Source organism: Pseudidiomarina fusca, from assembly GCF_032227045.1.
GTDB classification, from domain to species: Bacteria; Pseudomonadota; Gammaproteobacteria; order Enterobacterales; family Alteromonadaceae; genus Pseudidiomarina; species Pseudidiomarina fusca.
Genome location: NZ_JANFPJ010000011.1, coordinates 104,197 through 121,853, shown reverse-complemented (window position 1 = coordinate 121,853; position 17,657 = coordinate 104,197). Strand labels below are relative to the sequence as shown.

The 17,657-nt window shown below is 47.6% G+C and carries 17 protein-coding genes; 5 read left to right on the top strand and 12 right to left on the bottom strand.

The window, feature by feature from the left end; translation table 11 throughout:
- Nucleotides 1-18: 18 nt before the first annotated feature.
- Nucleotides 19-1,509: a tRNA uracil 4-sulfurtransferase ThiI gene (gene thiI / locus NOG12_RS07155; RefSeq protein WP_313932828.1), complete on the bottom strand. Its 1,491-nt coding sequence runs from the start codon at nucleotides 1,507-1,509 to the stop codon at nucleotides 19-21.
- A 116-nt stretch (nucleotides 1,510-1,625) separates the two neighbouring features.
- Between thiI and NOG12_RS07150 the strand changes: the two genes are divergently transcribed.
- The 3 genes from NOG12_RS07150 to dxs are packed head-to-tail and all read left to right on the top strand — an operon-like array spanning nucleotide 1,626 to nucleotide 4,670.
- Nucleotides 1,626-1,859: an exodeoxyribonuclease VII small subunit gene (locus NOG12_RS07150; protein ID WP_110075809.1), complete on the top strand. Its 234-nt coding sequence runs from the start codon at nucleotides 1,626-1,628 to the stop codon at nucleotides 1,857-1,859.
- Nucleotides 1,856-2,743 carry a (2E,6E)-farnesyl diphosphate synthase gene (gene ispA, locus NOG12_RS07145; protein ID WP_313932827.1) on the top strand — a complete coding sequence of 296 codons (888 nt, stop codon included), beginning with the start codon at nucleotides 1,856-1,858 and terminating at the stop codon, nucleotides 2,741-2,743. The genes NOG12_RS07150 and ispA overlap by 4 nt, the downstream gene beginning before the upstream one ends.
- Nucleotides 2,744-2,747: 4 nt before the next feature.
- Complete coding sequence (gene dxs, locus NOG12_RS07140) at nucleotides 2,748-4,670, top strand: 1-deoxy-D-xylulose-5-phosphate synthase (RefSeq protein ID WP_313932826.1); 1,923 nt, start codon at nucleotides 2,748-2,750, stop codon at nucleotides 4,668-4,670.
- 7 nt (nucleotides 4,671-4,677) lie between these two features.
- On the opposite strand, the gene NOG12_RS07135 is transcribed toward dxs, so the two are convergent.
- From NOG12_RS07135 to yajC, 10 genes are all read right to left on the bottom strand, one after another.
- Entirely contained in the window at nucleotides 4,678-5,166 is a 489-nt protein-coding gene (locus tag NOG12_RS07135; protein WP_313932825.1) for a phosphatidylglycerophosphatase A family protein, read from the bottom strand.
- Nucleotides 5,167-5,171: 5 nt separating this feature from the next.
- Nucleotides 5,172-6,167: a thiamine-phosphate kinase gene (gene thiL / locus NOG12_RS07130; protein ID WP_313932824.1), complete on the bottom strand. Its 996-nt coding sequence runs from the start codon at nucleotides 6,165-6,167 to the stop codon at nucleotides 5,172-5,174.
- Between the two features lie 8 nt (nucleotides 6,168-6,175).
- Nucleotides 6,176-6,595: a transcription antitermination factor NusB gene (nusB, locus tag NOG12_RS07125; protein WP_153826193.1), complete on the bottom strand. Its 420-nt coding sequence runs from the start codon at nucleotides 6,593-6,595 to the stop codon at nucleotides 6,176-6,178.
- Nucleotides 6,596-6,680: 85 nt separating this feature from the next.
- Nucleotides 6,681-7,145, bottom strand: a complete 465-nt coding sequence (gene ribH / locus NOG12_RS07120) for a 6,7-dimethyl-8-ribityllumazine synthase (protein WP_110075815.1) — start codon at nucleotides 7,143-7,145, stop codon at nucleotides 6,681-6,683.
- A 51-nt stretch (nucleotides 7,146-7,196) separates the two neighbouring features.
- The gene (locus NOG12_RS07115; RefSeq protein ID WP_313932823.1) at nucleotides 7,197-7,835 is read right to left on the bottom strand and encodes a 1-acyl-sn-glycerol-3-phosphate acyltransferase; all 639 of its coding nucleotides are present in this window, start codon (nucleotides 7,833-7,835) and stop codon (nucleotides 7,197-7,199) included.
- Nucleotides 7,836-7,850: 15 nt separating this feature from the next.
- Entirely contained in the window at nucleotides 7,851-8,702 is an 852-nt protein-coding gene (locus NOG12_RS07110; protein WP_313932822.1) for a DUF3014 domain-containing protein, read from the bottom strand.
- 33 nt (nucleotides 8,703-8,735) lie between these two features.
- On the bottom strand, nucleotides 8,736-9,518 hold the full coding sequence (yaaA, locus tag NOG12_RS07105) for a peroxide stress protein YaaA (RefSeq protein ID WP_153826196.1): 783 nt from the start codon (nucleotides 9,516-9,518) through the stop codon (nucleotides 8,736-8,738).
- A 55-nt stretch (nucleotides 9,519-9,573) separates the two neighbouring features.
- Nucleotides 9,574-10,521 carry a protein translocase subunit SecF gene (gene secF / locus NOG12_RS07100; RefSeq protein ID WP_313932821.1) on the bottom strand — a complete coding sequence of 316 codons (948 nt, stop codon included), beginning with the start codon at nucleotides 10,519-10,521 and terminating at the stop codon, nucleotides 9,574-9,576.
- A gap of 40 nt (nucleotides 10,522-10,561) precedes the next feature.
- Entirely contained in the window at nucleotides 10,562-12,409 is a 1,848-nt protein-coding gene (gene secD, locus NOG12_RS07095; protein ID WP_162014554.1) for a protein translocase subunit SecD, read from the bottom strand.
- 20 nt (nucleotides 12,410-12,429) lie between these two features.
- Complete coding sequence (gene yajC, locus NOG12_RS07090) at nucleotides 12,430-12,765, bottom strand: preprotein translocase subunit YajC (RefSeq protein ID WP_153826197.1); 336 nt, start codon at nucleotides 12,763-12,765, stop codon at nucleotides 12,430-12,432.
- Between the two features lie 197 nt (nucleotides 12,766-12,962).
- Here yajC and NOG12_RS07085 point away from each other — a divergent pair, with 197 nt between their 5' ends.
- Together NOG12_RS07085 and NOG12_RS07080 are read left to right on the top strand one after the other, a co-directional pair.
- Complete coding sequence (locus NOG12_RS07085) at nucleotides 12,963-13,583, top strand: trimeric intracellular cation channel family protein (RefSeq protein ID WP_162014556.1); 621 nt, start codon at nucleotides 12,963-12,965, stop codon at nucleotides 13,581-13,583.
- A 2-nt stretch (nucleotides 13,584-13,585) separates the two neighbouring features.
- Nucleotides 13,586-16,960, top strand: coding sequence for a hybrid sensor histidine kinase/response regulator (locus NOG12_RS07080; protein ID WP_313932820.1), 3,375 nt, complete (start codon nucleotides 13,586-13,588; stop codon nucleotides 16,958-16,960).
- Here NOG12_RS07080 and NOG12_RS07075 read toward each other — a convergent pair.
- Nucleotides 16,957-17,646 carry a response regulator gene (locus NOG12_RS07075; protein WP_313932819.1) on the bottom strand — a complete coding sequence of 230 codons (690 nt, stop codon included), beginning with the start codon at nucleotides 17,644-17,646 and terminating at the stop codon, nucleotides 16,957-16,959. The two genes, NOG12_RS07080 and NOG12_RS07075, sit on opposite strands and share 4 nt — an antisense overlap.
- Nucleotides 17,647-17,657: the final 11 nt, after the last annotated feature.

The window sequence follows — 17,657 nt, the reverse complement described above, 5'->3', positions numbered from 1 at the left end:
CATCCTATCCTTAGACTCTTAAGGTTTATAAATAGCTACGTTTTGGTAGCCTTGTTCCTGTAAATAGAGTGCCTGTAGCTGACTCATTACCCCTTTTTCACAGTACAGCAAATAAGTAATATCCGGATCAAGCTCCGCAAATTTAGTCGCTAACTTAAAAAATGGAATATGTCGTACAGTGATACTTGCATCCGTCGCCACAAAAGGTTTCAACTCAGCTTCATCGGCGGCACGAATATCGATGATCTCACACTGGCCGGCGGCTGCTACGGTTAAGCTCGCGACTGCGGTCACTGCTGCCGCAGCTTGCTCGCCAATGGTGCTCACATCAAGCACTCCCGACTGGCGCACCACCTGCTGAATCAACTCAGGGTTGAGCTCTGCTTCTGCCGCTAATAATGCATCGCGCTGAGCTTTCACTGTCGGCTTGTTAGAAATCACACCACAGTATTCTGGCATACTTTTGGCAAAATCGGCGGTACCAATTTGTTGCGCAATGTTAATGATTTCTTGTTTGTCCATGGTAATCAATGGGCGCAACACCAACTTCTGGGTCGCCTCATCAATGACACTTAAGTTACTCAGCGTTTGGCTAGAAACTTGCCCTAAAGCTTCACCGGTAACAATGGCCGCAGTATTGAGTTTATCTGCGACCAGCTCAGCTGCTCGTAACATTTGGCGTTTAAGCACTACCCCCATCAAGCCGTTGTCGACCTTGGTTAAAATTTCCTCTACCACAGGCGCAAAATCGATGCTGATAAATTTTAATGGATGAGAGCTGGCGTATTTTTGCCACAGGTAATAGGCCGTTTGTCGTACCCCAGTTTCATGCTGAGCGCCACCAAGATTAAAAAAGCAAAAATGGACCCGTGCACCGCGCCGTAATAATTGAAAACTGGCGACACTAGAATCAAAGCCCCCTGATAACAAACTTAATACGGTTTCTTGGGTGGGTAACGGAAAGCCGCCTAAGCCAGCTTGTTTAGTACCAAAAATCCGTACGATATCTTGGTCTACTTCAATCCGCACATCAATGTCAGGCCGACCTAAATTGACCTTGGTACCAGCCACCTGTTGTAATACGGCGCCACCGATGTAACGTTCTAAATCGATCGAACGAAAGCTATGAGTGCCCTTGCGCTTAACTCGCACCGCAAAGCTCTTGTGCGCTAATTCCTGCCCCCAAACTTGCAACACGGTTGGCACCATGGCGGCAAAATCAGCCTGTCCGTCTGCTTCACTAAGAGGTAGCTCGTACGAGCGACTAAACCAGGCAATTCCTGGCACACATTGCAGCAGCTGACTTATGTGCTCGGCCACAGCCTGTTCATCGGCTACGCCTTCGGCCACCACAATTTCGATACGATCCCAACACCAAATCACTTTGGCGTCTAGTTGATTACGGCGCAAGATGCTTTTCAGGTTATTTACCAGAACTTTGCCATAGCGCTTACGAACGCCTTTACTTTTGATGGTTATTTCAGCGTGCAGTCGAACAATAAATTTCATGATATTTTTGGGGGCCTAAGCTTAAAAATCGGGCATTATACCTGATTTGACCCTACTGCGGAATCAAGGTAACTTGTGCGCCATACTTCTATCACCAGCAACAGCGATGAATCACCATGAGCGACGTTTCATTTGAGCAAGCGATAAAACAATTAGAACAAATAGTTGTGCAACTTGAGCAAGGCGATTTGCCTCTAGAACAAGCCTTAGCGCAGTTTGAGCAAGCGGTAAAATTATCCCGTTTAAGCCAACAAAAATTACAGCAAGCCGAACAGAAAGTGAGTCAACTACTTGCCCAACAAGGTCAGGAGCAATTAGCTGAATTCAAACCGCAAGAGGATAATGTGTGAACCTTAGCCAAGTGTTAGCACAAACACGGGCTGATATTAATCAGCAACTCGAACAGTTGTTACAACAACGCCAAGCGGTTGCGGCACCATTAAATGAAGCGATGCACTATGCTTTGGTGCTAGGTGGCAAGCGGGTACGACCTTTCTTGACCTTACAGGTGGGAGCCCTCTGCGGGGCGCCAATGGCGATGCTACAACGAGCCAGTTTAGCTATTGAATGCATCCATGCCTATTCATTAGTACACGATGATTTACCGGCGATGGACGATGATGCCCTGCGCCGTGGCCATCCTACCTGCCATATTGCGTTTGATGAAGCTACCGCAATTTTAGCCGGTGATGCCCTGCAAACCTTAGCTTTTGAGCTCATTAGTGAGGCTGATGCAGCAGTAGCGCCAGCCCAACAATTACAAATGGTTCAGATGCTTGCGCAGGCTAGTGGCGACTTAGGTATGTGCGGTGGTCAAGCGCTCGATTTAAGTGCTACCGGTAAAGCCCTCAGCGAAACCGAATTAGCTCAGGTTCACATTCATAAAACGGGTGCATTGATTCAAGCAGCGGTAAAACTGGGGGTGCTGTGTGGCAGCCTTGCCGCACAGCACTATTTGGCCGATTTTGACGAATTCGCCTATAACCTCGGCTTAGCCTTTCAGGTTCAGGATGATATTTTAGACGTGATTGGTGATACCGCCGCGCTAGGTAAACAGCAAGGTAGTGATGTAGCTGCAGATAAAGCGACTTATGTCCGCCTGTTGGGTCTAGAGGGTGCGATTGAACGACGTGACCAACTGCATCAGAAAGCACTTCATGCCTTGGCGAGAATCCCTTACAATACCGAAGTATTGGAAGCATTTGCAGATCACCTGCTAAACCGGAATCATTAACATCATGACGTCTTCACGTAAGCCAGCATCACCTAATGCACCAGCAGCTAGCCAGCGCGCTGGGGCTGCTAGTTTGTTAGATCACATCGACACGCCTGCCGATTTAAGGCTATTAAGCCCGCGGCAACTGCCACAAGTGTGTGCTGAGGTACGTGAATACCTGCTTAACTCAGTGAGTCAAAGTAGCGGCCATTTAGCGTCAGGGTTAGGCACGGTAGAACTGACAGTAGCCTTGCACTATGTCTATCAAACGCCCTACGACCAATTGGTCTGGGATGTTGGTCATCAAGCCTATCCGCACAAAATTCTGACCGGCCGCAAACAGCAATTGCCGACCATTCGCCAAAAAGACGGTTTGCATCCCTTCCCGTGGCGTCCTGAAAGTGAATACGACACTTTAAGTGTCGGGCACTCTAGTACTTCTATTAGTGCGGCCTTAGGCATGGCGATTGCAGCTCAGCGCGAGCAGAATAATCAAAAAGTGGTGGCGGTTATTGGTGACGGCGCCATGACTGCCGGTATGGCTTTTGAAGCCATGAATCATGCTGGTGATATCAAACCTGATATGCTGGTGATTCTGAATGACAACGACATGTCTATTTCAGAAAACGTGGGTGCGCTGAATAATCACTTAGCACGAGTGCTTTCGGGTAAGGTGTATACCTCTATTCGTGAAAGCGGTAAAAAGCTTCTGCAAGGCATGCCTGGCATTCAGCATCTTGCCAGCCGAGCCGAAGAACATATGAAAGGCATGGTCGCACCCGGCACGATTTTTGAAGAATTAGGGTTTAACTACATTGGGCCTATTGATGGTCACGATGTTAACTTACTGGTAGAAACCCTACAGAATATGCGCAACCTTAAGGGGCCACAGTTTTTGCATGTGGTAACTCGTAAAGGCAAAGGTTATGCGCCGGCCGAGAAAGATCCTATTGGCTATCATGGCGTGCCTAAGTTTGACCCGAGTCAAACCTCTTTACCGAGCAAGCCAGCCTCAACTCCATCGTATTCACAAGTTTTTGGCGATTGGCTGTGCGAAATGGCCGCACAGGATGACAAGCTGATGGCGGTCACTCCCGCGATGCGCGAAGGTTCAGGCATGGTTGCCTTTTCTCAACGTTATCCACATCAGTATTTTGATGTAGCCATTGCCGAGCAACACGCGGTGACCTTTGCTGCGGGGTTAGCTATCGGTGGTTACAATCCGGTAGTAGCTATTTACTCAACCTTCTTACAGCGTGCCTACGACCAACTTATTCATGACGTTGCCCTGCAACAGTTACCGGTATTATTTGCTATCGATAGAGCCGGCATTGTTGGTGCTGACGGCCCTACTCACCAAGGTGCTTTTGACATCAGCTTTATGCGTTGTATTCCTAACTTGGTGATCATGACCCCAAGTGACGAAAATGAATGCCGTAATATGCTGTATACCGGCCATTTACTGCAACAACCAGCCGCTGTACGTTATCCCCGCGGCAATGGTACTGGCGTTGCCATGGACGAGAGCATGCAGCAGTTACCTCTGGGTAAAGGCAGAATTGTTCGTTCTGGAAAACGCATTGCCTTGTTGAATTTTGGTACCTTATTAGCCGAAGTCATGACCTGTGCTGAGGAATTAGATGCAACGGTTGCTGACATGCGCTTTGTTAAACCACTAGACACCGAGCTGCTTGATGAGTTAGCCGCCAGCCATGATCTTTTAGTGAGTGTCGAAGAGAACGTCGTGGCCGGTGGTGCCGGTTCAGCCATCCTTGAATACTTTGCCGCGCAGCCCGTGAGTAGCAACCAGCAGCGTGCACAAGTATTACCAATAGGCTTACCAGATGAGTTTATTAAGCATGGTACGCAAGCTGAAATCATGGCGGAATTATGCTTAGATGCAGCTGGTATGATGGCTCAAATCAAACGCTGTTTAGGGGACTAATTAGCAGCTAAGTTACTAGCGCCCAGCCCAGATAACTTAAATGGATAACTGCGGCGCTAGCCAGTCCAGCCACTAAATCATCAGCCATAATGCCTAAACCGCCGTGCAGATGACGATCGCACCAGCCGATAACACTAGGTTTACGAATATCAAACCATCTAAAGAGCACGAACGCAGCCAATAGGTTATACCAAGTTGCGGGCAACGCATACATGGCAATCATGTACCCGGCAATTTCATCCCACACAATCGCTGGATGATCATGTTCACCCATCGCTTTTGCGGTAAACTGACAGATATAAATCCCTAACCAAGCAGCCAGTAGCATCACCGCCAAATAGCCCCAGCTCGGCAAATACTGCATCGCCAATATTAACGGAATGGCTGCTAGTGTACCAAAGGTGCCAGGCGCCTTGGGCAGCAAACCGCTACCAAAGCCAAGCGCTAAGAAATGAACAGGATGTTTAAGTAATTGCCCAGAAACAGCGCGGCTCATGATGGTTACACACTAGGCTCTAAGGGGCTAGCGAAGTGCTCGTAGCCGGTATTTGTTTCAGGTAACTGCCAAGGTTCACCTTGCAAGGTCAGCTGCAATGCTTCAGCTTCGTTAGTGATTCGGCCAATGCAGACAGGTTTACTTGCAGTATGAGCCACTAAGGTATCAAACACACCACGTTGGCTTTCTGGCACAGTAAAACAAAGCTCATAATCGTCACCGCTGGTGAGCGCATAGGCTAAGGCTTGCTCTTGCGTCAGCGTTTCAGTGAGAGCTAACGACAGAGGGAGTTCATCCAAGCTGATTTTGGCACCCACGCGGGAGCCTTTAAGTATGTGCCTTAGATCCGCCAATAGGCCATCAGAGACATCAATGGCACTACTGGCTACGCCCCGCAGCGATTGCCCTAAGGCCACCCGTGGCGACGGAAAATACAAGCGTTCGGTAATCCGACGATAATGTGCGTCGGAGACCTGCTGGCGGTGCTGTCGTGCAGCTAAGGCTAAGCCTGCATCGCCTAAAGTACCGGTCACATACAACCAATCGCCGGGCTTGGCACCGGTTCGTTTGATGGCACTGCCGTGAGGTAATACCCCGTGAGCAGTGACTGTCACCGCTAATGGGCCTTGAGTGGTATCACCGCCGATTAACTGACAACCGTAGTATTCACAAATTTCGCGCAAGCCATGGGTAAAGCCTTGTAACCAATTTTGATCAATAGACGGTAAGGTTAGCGCAAGGCTGATCCAAGTAGGCTCAGCCCCCATAGCAGCTAAATCACTAAGATTCACCGCTACCACTTTATGACCAATAGCGCGCGCAGGAGTATCTTGGTCAAAGTGCACACCGGCCACCATGGTATCGGTAACTACCACCAATTGGTTGCCGGCATCGACAGTTACCACCGCCCCATCGTCACCAATGCCTAGCTCAACGTCATCTCGTTGCTCCATGCGTTGACTGAAGTAGGTATCGATCAGATCAAACTCAGCAAAGGCCATAAAATATCTTATTTACGAGCGGGGCGCAGGCTATCAATGGCTTTATCAAGCACACCATTAACAAAGCGATGACTATCATCAGCACCGAAGGACTTAGCTAATTCAATCGCTTCGTTAATAGCTACCTTGTAGGGCACATCCAAACGTTCACGCAATTCGTACGCAGCTAAACGTAAAACCGCACGTTCCACCTGATCTAAGTCTTTTAATGGACGATCTAAGAAGGGTTCAACGGCTTGATCTAAGCTGTTGGACTGACCGGCAACACCGCGCACCAATGCTAAAAAATAATCTACATCTATCTTGCTGGTGTCGTTATCCGTTAAAAATTGCGCCTCAATATCACTCATACTATTTTGTGATAACTGCCATGAGTAAATTGCCTGGATGGCAAGTTTTCTGGCTTTACGGCGTGCAGCTGGTTTCATTACTTTAACTCTCTGTGGGTTAACTGGTTACGTTAACTGAACCTTTAAATAGGAATAAATAGCCTGCGTGGGCTTATAGTAAAGCTTAAAGCTGGTCTAATACATTGACCATTTCAAGGGCGCTTAGTGCAGCCTCAGAGCCTTTATTACCAGCCTTGGTGCCACTACGCTCAATCGCTTGCTCAATGCTATCTGTGGTAATAATGCCAAAAGCTACCGGAATTTCATGCTCCAGCGCTACTCGCCCTAAACCGCTATTACTCTCACCGGCAACAAAATCAAAGTGTGGCGTACCACCGCGAATCACAGCACCAATCGCAATAACTGCATCAAAGTTGCCACTTTTCGCTAACTTTTTGACTGTTAAAGGAATTTCGTAGGCACCAGGTACGCGAACGACAGTAATGTCATCACTGCTTACTTGGCCGTAGTGTTTCAACGTGGTTAATGCGCCTTCTAGTAGGCTATCAACAACAAAATGGTTAAACCGAGAAACCACAATACCGAATTTCTTACCCGGTGCGGCAATACCACCTTCAATGATTTTCATAGGGAGCTGTCCTTTACAAATTTTGGCGCGATAATAGCACAAAAATTAGTTTCAAGCATGTTGAGGATTCTTGCCAACGGCGTGAGCAAGTTTTGCTTTGACCTTAGCAAGTTCACTGTCGATATCTCCGGTCACCATATAGGCCGGAGTGATTTCAATCACTTTACGAGAGAAGTCTAGGGCCACAGGGATTACCGGCACTTGCGCTGCTTTGGCCATATGTAAAAAGCCTTTTTTCCATTCTGTGACTTTGATGCGTGTTCCCTCTGGGGATAAAGCTAATATCAGATGCTCGCGTTGCTGAAACTGTTCGACCATTTCGCCAACCACCCCGTGCGCGGTTCGGCGATCGACAGGGATGCCCCCTAGCCAGCGCAGCAAGCCATTCACAGGAAATCGAAAAATAGTGTGTTTACCGAGGTAGCTTAAATTTAGACCTAACGCCAGCATCCCAAATACCCCAATAAAAAAATCCCAGTTAGAGGTATGTGGGGCGACAGGAAAAATGCCTTTGCGCACCTGGGGTAAATCGCCGATTACTTGCCATCCCCCCAATAGGCGCAAGCCGACACGCCCTACCCAACGGCTAAAACCATTACCACGCAACGGAAAATCCCCACGTAGTGACGCAGGGATTGGAGTTTGTTGCTCATCAGCCACAGTTGGCTTAGTCACTGTCAGGTCGGTCATGCCAAGGCCTTTGCCTTAATCCTTCGCTAACAACGCCGTGCGTAAGCTCTCTAACTTGAGCTTAACCCGACGGATATTATCAGGCCCCATGCGCAGCATCTGTTTTTGTGCATCAGGCAGGGCCTCAAGCGTTGGGTCCGCATAACGGTACATCACAGAGTCATCATTCAATTCAATCACAGTGCCTACCGACGGAGTTGCGAGCAACGTATCAATCGCATCTAACAATACTTGTTGTGGGTATTGATCGGGGTAACCAATTTCATCCAACGCCTCTTGAATCAGTGGCTCATAGGTCTCCATCATATTCGTCAGTACCACACCGTCTAAACTTACAAACCAATCTACCAGAGTGTTGTAACGATCATAACTACGAGGGTCGATATACAATTTGCCATTCTGTTCTAGCACTTTGAACTGGGCTGTCGGGCCTTCAATCACTGCTTTATCACGAATCACTGCGCCATTACGCAAGTTATCAATAAAGACCACAGCATCACGAATCAGTTGTGGTGATTTTAGTGGTGCTACATCAACACCCGCTTCTGACAATTCAGCAACTACCGAAGCAGTGCTGTCAGCCAAGGCTGGTAAAGGCGGTGCTGGCGGCGTTTCTGGCTCAGGCTCTAATTCTACCGTGTCACTCGGCTCAGGAATGAGTTCTGGCTCCACTTCTGGCTCAACTGGGGTGATTACTTCCGGCTCGGTAACCACAGGTTGAGGTTGCACCGGTGGCGCAACCACGGTCTGCTGATCAGCATCGCGAACCAACCAAAAGACAACTACAAGCGCTACCACGAGCGCAATAATCAAACCGACAATAATTTTGCCTTTGTGATCTTGAGGTGGTTGGTTTGTGTCTGTCATTTACTTTCCCTATTTGGCTTTAACATGGTCAGGTTATAGTTGATCACGCTCGGCGCGGCAAAATACCAGTTCGGTAGCGCTAGATTGATCGGCATTAAAACGGTAACCCGCCTCATTGAACTGCTTTAGCTCAGCAACTGATTGCGGACGCTTACTCACAATATATCGCGCCATCATACCGCGTGCTTTCTTCGCCCAAAAACTAATCACTTTATAGGTGCCGTTTTTCTCATCTTTAAATACTGGGGTAATCACTTGAGCGTGCAAGCGCTTGGGTTGGACACTACCAAAGTATTCTTGCGAAGCTAAGTTGATTAAAACGTCATCGCCTGCCGCCGCTAAATCTTCGTTGAGTTGGTCGGTAATTTCATCCCCCCAAAACTCATAAAGACTCTTACCCCGGGCGGTGTCTAACTTGGTCCCCATCTCTAAACGATAGGGTTGCATTAAATCTAACGGCCGCAATACTCCATATAGACCAGACAAGATACGTAAATGTTCCTGAGCGTATGCAATTGCCTCAGCATCAAGTTTTTCTGCAGCTAAACCGGTGTACACATCACCGTCAAACGCATAAATTGCTGGCCGTGCATTGCTGCTGTTAAACGGCGTGTGCCACTCGGCAAAACGCGCAGCATTTAAGCCAGCTAATTTATCGCTAATTTTCATTAACTCACTCAGTTGCTGCGGTGACAGTGCTTGGCAACGATCTACCAACTCTTGCGCACGTTCAAGCATGCGTGGCTGACTGTGCTCAGTCGTTGGTAAGACGCTGTCATAATCTAGGTTTTTAGCGGGCGATAATACAACCAGCATAAATAGCTCCTTAGCTTTCTGCTATCCGTTCAGCAACTAGGGTAAAGCCAATGCTCTAAGGCATTGGCTCGAGGTCTTCACCTTCTTTCTCGATTTCTGGTGGCATCAAATCTTCACGACTTACGCCCAACGCTAATGCTAACGAGCTGGCAATGTAAATCGATGAATAAGTACCAACAACAACCCCAAACAGCAATGCAGTAGCAAAGCCATGAATCAGTTGCCCACCCATAAAGAACAAGGCTAACAGCACTAAAATGGTCGTTAACGAGGTCACCACAGTACGGCTCATGGTATCCGTTAAGGCACCATCAATGGTTTCTTCTGAAGTGCTATTACGGTATTTACGAAAGTTTTCTCTAATCCGGTCACAGACCACCACGGTGTCGTTAATGGAGTAACCGATAACCGCTAGCAATGCTGCCAATACCGTTAAATCAAATTCTAATCCAAGTACCGAAAATAATCCTAAGGTTAGGATCACATCGTGAGCCAATGCGCCGACAGCGCCCAAAGCTAAGCGCCACTCAAAGCGCAACGCAATATAGACAAGAATACAGAGTAGGGCCGCTAACATAGCTAAACCGCCCTGTTCGGTAAGCTCATCACCTACGTTTGGACCCACGAATTCAATTCGGCGCATATCTACCGAACCCGAGCTCTCGGCTTGCAATAAATTAAGTATTTGGCTACCTAATTCTTGAGCCTTTACACCTTCTTGCGGCTCAATCCGAATCAACACATCTTGCTGGGTGCCAAAGTTCTGTACCACAGCTCCGCCAAAACCATTGGCATCCAGTGTTTGTCGAATCGAAGACAAATCAGCAGGTTGGTCGTAACCTACTTCGATTACGGTACCACCGGTAAAATCCAATCCCCAGTTCAGCGAGTTGGTGCTGAGTGAGAAAATCGACGCCAGCAGCAGCAATCCGCTAAATAACCAGCTGATTTTACGATACCGCATAAAGGGTATGGTTTTATGAGTTTTTATTAATTCATGCATTCGTGTGGCCTCCTATTGCCGACCTTGTTGCATCGACAATTTACACCGACAACTTATCAATTCGTTTGCCACCCCAAACTGCATTAATCACAGCACGGGTTCCTACAATCGCAGTAAACATCGAGGTAATAATCCCGATAGCTAGCGTAATCGCAAAGCCTTTAACTGGTCCTGTACCTACCGCGAATAAAATAATCGCGACAATCAAGGTGGTAATGTTAGCGTCTAGAATAGTCGAGAACGCACTATCGTAACCATGATGGATCGCTTGCTGCGGACTTCGTTTGTCTTTGATTTCTTCTCGAATTCGCTCGAAGATCAGCACGTTAGCATCTACCGCCATACCTACTGTCAAGACAATACCGGCCATACCTGGCAAGGTTAAGGTAGCGCCTGGGATCATCGACATAACCCCAATGATCAGCACCAAGTTTGCGGTCAGGGCTAAGTTTGCGACCATGCCGAATTTCTTGTAGTAGATCACCATAAACAACACCACCAAGAGGAAGCCCCAAACGATAGCTTGAGTACCTAAGGCAATGTTTTCTTTACCCAAACTTGGGCCCAAGGTGCGTTCTTCAACGATTTGAATAGGTGCAATCAACGCCCCTGCGCGTAATAACAAGGCTAGGTTTTGCGCTTCTTGTTGCGAACTAATACCGGTAATGCGGAAATTACTACCTAGACGCGCTTGAATGGTAGCAATGTTGATAACTTCTTCATACCGCTCAAGCTTAGCACGGCCGTTTTCATCGCGTTCGCCCGTAGCTTTAAACTCAATAAACAGCGTGGCCATTGGTTTACCAATGTTATCGCGGGTGGCTAATGACATCTTGTCACCCCCCGGGCCATCAAGCGAAATGCTCACTTGCGGACGCTGGTTCTCATCAAAGCCTGAGGTGGCATTAATAATATGATCACCGGTAAGGATAACGTCTTGTTTTAATAAGGCGTTACCACCGTTGCGGTTACTGAATAGCTCGCTACCAAAAGGTACACGACCCATTTCAGCATCACGGATGCTGTTTTCATCGTCAACAAACCGGAACTCTAGAGTGGCCGTAGCACCCAAGATTTCTTTGGCACGAGCAGTGTCTTGTACCCCGGGCAATTGCACCACAATCCGTTCAGCGCCTTGACGTTGTACCAGCGGTTCAGCTACCCCAAGTTCATTAACCCGGTTACGTAAAATCGTTACGTTTTGTGAAATCGCGTAATCTTGCGTTTCTTTCAATTTCGCTTCGGTCATCCGTAAGCGCAGCTCTTGCGTCGCTTCGTTATCAAGTACCGTATAGCCAGGGTAACGATTGTTGATAAAGCGTTCCGCTGCCGCATAATCATCGGCAGTACGTAAGGTAACGACGACATCATTACCATCACGCACTACACTGCTATAACGAATCCGCTCTTCGCGCAGCTCGCTCCGCACGGTATCACGTTGTTGATCTTGAATTTTGCGCATGGCCTCTTGCATGTCTACTTCCATCAAGAAGTGCACCCCACCACGCAAATCCAAACCTAACTTCATTGGCGAAGCTCCTAGGCTTTCTAGCCAATCAGGAGTCGCAGGCGCTAGGTTCAAGGCAACAATATAATCCGTGCCTAACGCTCTAAGTAGAGCATCACGAGCTTGTAACTGTTCTTGGTCTGAATTTAAGCGTACTAAAATCTGGCTATCTTCAAGCACCACCCCTTTGGGGCTAATAGCTTGTTCGGCTAGCGTCTCTTCGACTTCTTTTAGCGTGCTCATATCAACCGTGGCATTACGGCTTGCTGAAATTTGTACGGCATAATCTTCACCATACAAGTTTGGCAATGCGTACACTGCGGCTATCGCCAAAATGACAACAACCAGCAGGTTTTTCCAGAGCGGAAACTTATTTAACACGTTGTATCCTTAATCTCTGCTTACAGAGATTTCATCGTACCTTTTGGCAACACAGCTGTGACAGCAGATTTCTGTACGGTAACTTCCATACCTTCGGCAACATTAATCACCATAAAATCTTTGTCGTCAGAAATTTTACTGATACGGCCAACAAAACCACCATTCATCAGTACTTCATCACCTTTGCTGATGCTGCTAATTAGTTCTTTATGCTGTTTTACGCGTTTTGCTTGTGGGCGGTAGATCATGAAATAGAAGATTAAACCAAACATGACCAACATGAAGATAAGTTCCATGCCGCCACCTTGTGGAGCTGCGCCATCTTGTGCATAAGCAGTAGGAATCAAGAAATCCATAAAACCCTCTTTGTTTATAGTTGTAGTGAATCTGATTAGAGATGGGGCTAAATGTATAGCAAACAAGCCCTACTCGGCAATTTTTAACGAATGGCAGGCATTCTAACGAATTTCTGCTTAAATAGGGAGTAAATTGGCGTACACTCTATCGCTAAGATTCGTTCATTAATCAATTACTATGCGCTAAAGCAATGGATATCAACACATTATTCTACTGGGTAGACCACATGGGTATTGCTGTTTTCGCAGTATCTGGAACCTTATTGGCCTTTCGTAAAAACATGGATGGCTTTGGCGTTATTGTCTTGGCTGCCGTAACTGCTATCGGTGGCGGTACCACGCGCGATTTGATTTTAGATCTACCCGTGTTCTGGGTTTACGATACCTATTATCTCTACACGATTCTAACGGCCGCATTATTAACTATTCTGTGGTTACGTTTTCGTGATTACATTCATCAAAAGACCTTACTGATTGCGGATGCGGTGGGGTTGGCGTTTTTTACCGTGATGGGCGCACAAAAGGCCATGCAAGCCGGCTTTGATCCCTTAATATGCATCATTATGGGTACCGTAAGTGCGTGCTTTGGTGGCATGCTACGTGATGTCCTTGCCCGCGATGTCCCGATGCTTTTAAAAGGTGAACTTTATGCATTCACCTGTTTAGCCGGTGGTTCAATCTTTGTGCTGGTGGCTAATTATTCACAAAGCATTGCGATTGTGTTGGGCTTGCTCACCACTTTACTCTTACGCTTAGGCGCCATCCGCTGGCATTGGTCGTTGGTTGTGTTTCACGAGCACCATGATGGGCATCGCTAGCCATGCTTAGCACCAGCGTCGCTATCTTAATCGCCATTACCTATATTGCCGTGTTGTATAGCATTGCCTACCGTGGCGAGCGTAAACCGCCCAACCAAATTAAACCTTATCGCTACGCTTTAGCACAGGGCATCCACTGCACGACCTGGGCGTTTTACGGCACCATTACGCAGTCGGCTTATTTTGGTTGGGCCATGGCGCCAACCTACGTCGGTGCCATGCTGGTGTTCTTGTTTGCACACCGCCTTCAATTGCGTTTATTACATGCCTGTAAACAACAAAATTTAACCTCTATTGCCGATGTTATCAGTCATAGATACGGCAAGTCATCGTGGCTGGCAGTTACTGTTGCCTGCATCGCATTGATCGGAATTGTGCCCTATATTGCACTGCAATTACGTGCCGTTACTGGTAGCTTTGCCGCTGTAACAGGTCTGGCAGAACGGCCGATCCCATGGTTTGGCGATGTTGCCGCTTTGGTGGCATTGGCCATGATGATCTTTGCTATTTTATTTGGTACTCGGCGCATGAGCTTAGCTGAGCAACATTCGGGGCTCATGGATGCCGTGGCGTTTGAATCCGTGGTTAAGCTGTTAGCTTTTATGGGCGTGGGCGCCTACGTTAGCTATGTGATGTTTGATGGGGTTAGCGACATCATCATGCAGGCAGCGCAAAGCCCCGCCATTCAACCTATTCTGCAAGGACAACCCGAAGGCGGCTTCGTTTACGTTACCCATGTGTTGTTGGGTGCGATCTCGATGTTTTGTTTACCCCGACAATTTCATGTCAGCTACATCGAAAATACCGACCCAGAAGAACTTCGCACCGCTCGCTGGGCTTTTCCGCTGTATTTATTCGCAATTAATCTTTTTATTCTACCGGTGGCTCTAGCGGGGCTTTTATTAGTGCCAGAAGCGAGTCGCAGTGATACCTTTATGATTAGCTTGTTATTACAAGCAGAACAACCTTTGATAACTATGGTAGCTTTTATTGGTGGCCTAGCCTCAGCAACCAGCATGGTGATTATTGCCACGTTGGCGCTGAGTATCATGATGTCTAACGATGTGGTGATGCCTTTGTGGCTGAAGGCTTCTCATCAACGCTTGCGTAACTTTAGCTTTACCCCAGCGCGGGTGTTACGTATTCGTCGCAGTACCATCATTGTGATTATTAGTTTAGCCTATGGATTTCATAAGCTTACCGAAGCTAATTTGCCCTTAGTTAACGCCGGTTTATTATCGCTCGCCTTACTGGCTCAATTAGCGCCAGCTTTATTAGGTGGGATGCTCTGGCAACGGGGCAACCGGATCGGTGCCGGCGCTGGTATTTTGGCAGGTACACTGGTTTGGGCTTTTGCCCTGTTATTACCTTCGATTCAAAGTGACCGTAGCCTCAGCGACAGTGATCTAAGTTATGGCGTATTTTTAAGTTTAGCCTGTAACTTGCTCCTCTACGTTGTAGCCTCGTGGCTTTTCAAAGCATCAACGATTGAGCACCAACAACGTCGTCAGTTTACCGACCCTACTGGCGGTCATCCTGAGTTATACCAACACCAACCCATTACTTGGGGTCGAATGCGGCAACTGTTAGCACGGTTTTTTGATGCCCTAGAGCTGGAACGCTTGAGCGAGCGTTTACAACAAGATCTAAGCTTGGCTGCTGCTGATGAACTCGTCCCTGGCGCGTTATTAGCACGTATTGAACGTGAGCTATCGGCCGTTATTGGTAGCGCGGCTAGCCGCATTTTGTTAGATGCAGTAACACAACAACCGGGCGTTCCAATTGCGCAAGTGGTAACCTGGGCGACCCAAGCCTCACAGCTGTATAAATTCAATCGCGAACTATTGCAGGCCTCGGTAGAAAACATTCCGCAAGGGATCAGTGTTATCGATCAAGAATTGCGTCTCGTTGCCTGGAACCGACGTTATTTAGAAGTCTTTAAATACCCACCGGGGTTATTACAAGCAGGAATGTCAGTAGCTGATTTGTTGCGCTACAACGCCGAACGAGGCTTGATAAATGTTGCAGATGAACAAGCCATCGCTAACGAAGTAGAAAAACGCCTGAATTACTTGAGACAAGGAAGTGCCTATCGCTACCAGCGTGAACAGGGAGACCAAGTGATTGAATTACAGGGTGCGCCCATGCCCGGTGGTGGTTTTGTCACCACTTATACCGATATCACCGAACTCGTTGCTGCACAGCGCGCCCTGCAACAAGCCAACCAAGAATTAGAGCAGCGTGTCAACGAGCGTACTGCTGAGTTGTTACAAGCAAAGCAAGCTGAAGAGCGAGCTCACCAGAGTAAGACAAGGTTTTTTACGGCCGTAAGCCATGATCTGATGCAACCTTTTAATGCGGCCACCCTATTCGCCGATATGTTGTCGCAGCGGGTTCCAACTGAGCTGGCTCAGTTGGCTCAACAGCTACAGCAATCGTTGCGTAACGCAGAAGAATTACTCACTATGCTGTTAGAAATGACCCGCCTAGAAGCTGGTAACCTGCCGGTCAGCAAGCAGCGCGTAGTATTGCACGATATCATTCAACCTCTGATTGATAATCAGCGGGTGATTGCTGCCGACAAACAATTAGAAGTTCGTTACGTACCAAGCTCTGCGGTAGTGGTAAGCGATCGTAAAATGCTGAGCCGAATTCTCCAAAATTTACTCTCAAACGCGGTTCGGTACACCGATCAGGGAAAGGTGTTAGTGGGTATTAAGCGCGCTGGGACACAGATCAATATTCAAGTAATTGATACTGGTCGTGGTATTCCTGTTGACCAACAGGCAGATATTTTTCGAGAGTTTCATCAAGGCAACCAAACCGGCGATAATCCAGGCATTGGCTTAGGTTTAGCGATTGTTGAGCGGATGTGTCGACTTTTGCAGATCCCGTTACAGTTATACTCGCGCGAGGGGCAAGGCACGTGTTTTAGCTTAGCTTTAGCATTAGAAAGTTGGCAGCCAGCTAACATTCATCCAGTCGCAACTCCGGCCTCGTTAAACGAACAATTTTTACGCGGACGTAATGTTTGGTTAGTTGATAACGAACCTCAAGTGTTAAGCGCGATGCAGCAATTACTCACCAGTTGGGGGGCTACTGTCTTAGCGGCGAGTAAACGTAGTGAGCTACCACTTAACCAGACAGCACCCGACTTAGTTATTTTTGATTACCATTTAGACCAAGGCGATACCGGAATCGATGTACTGGTGTGGTTACGAGGGCATTATCGAGATGCTAGCCTGCCGGCAATTATCAACTCAGCCGACCCAGATGACGTGTTACGTGAGCAAGTTTTCGCAGAACAGGCTTTTTTTATTAGTAAACCAACCAAGATTGCAGCTCTAAAACGCCTGATTAAGCGCCTGCTACCTTAATGCTCCTGTTCATCAGGTGAATAAAGCATTTGTTTAAAGACGACCCCAGCCTGGGTACGGTTAATCACATTAAGCTTACGCAAAATGGCTGACACATGCTGTTTTATTGTCGTTTCTTGCACATTCAGTTCATAAGCGATTTGCTTGTTCAACATGCCGTCTGCCAAACATTCTAGCACCCGGTATTGATGTGGAGTGAGCTGCTCGAGCCGCTGTGCAAAATCAGCACTGGCATCAGTTTCATCAGCACTCACAGCAGCTAATAAGTGTTCTGGTAACCAGGTTTCACCGGCAAGCACCACTTGCACAGCCTGCTGTAATTCAACTAAAGGTAAGGATTTGGGGATATAAGCGCTAGCACCATAATTCATCGCTTGGCGCATCACGGTAACCTGCTCGTTGGCTGAAACCACGACCACCAGCACTTCTGGATAACGATGTCGCAACGACACCACCCCCGTTAAACCACGGTTACCAGGCATGGTTAAATCGAGTAATACCAATTCAATTTGTGGGTTTTTTGCCAGTAACTCCAGTAGTTGCTGAAAATTTGCGGCTTCTAAAATAGGATCTGAGAGGGTATCACGCAGGGCTTGAGTTAACGCCGCACGAAACAAAGGGTGATCATCAGCAATAATTGCGCGAGCCATAGCTAAGTTATCAGTTACCAAAAGAGAATCACTCATGCTAGCGCGTC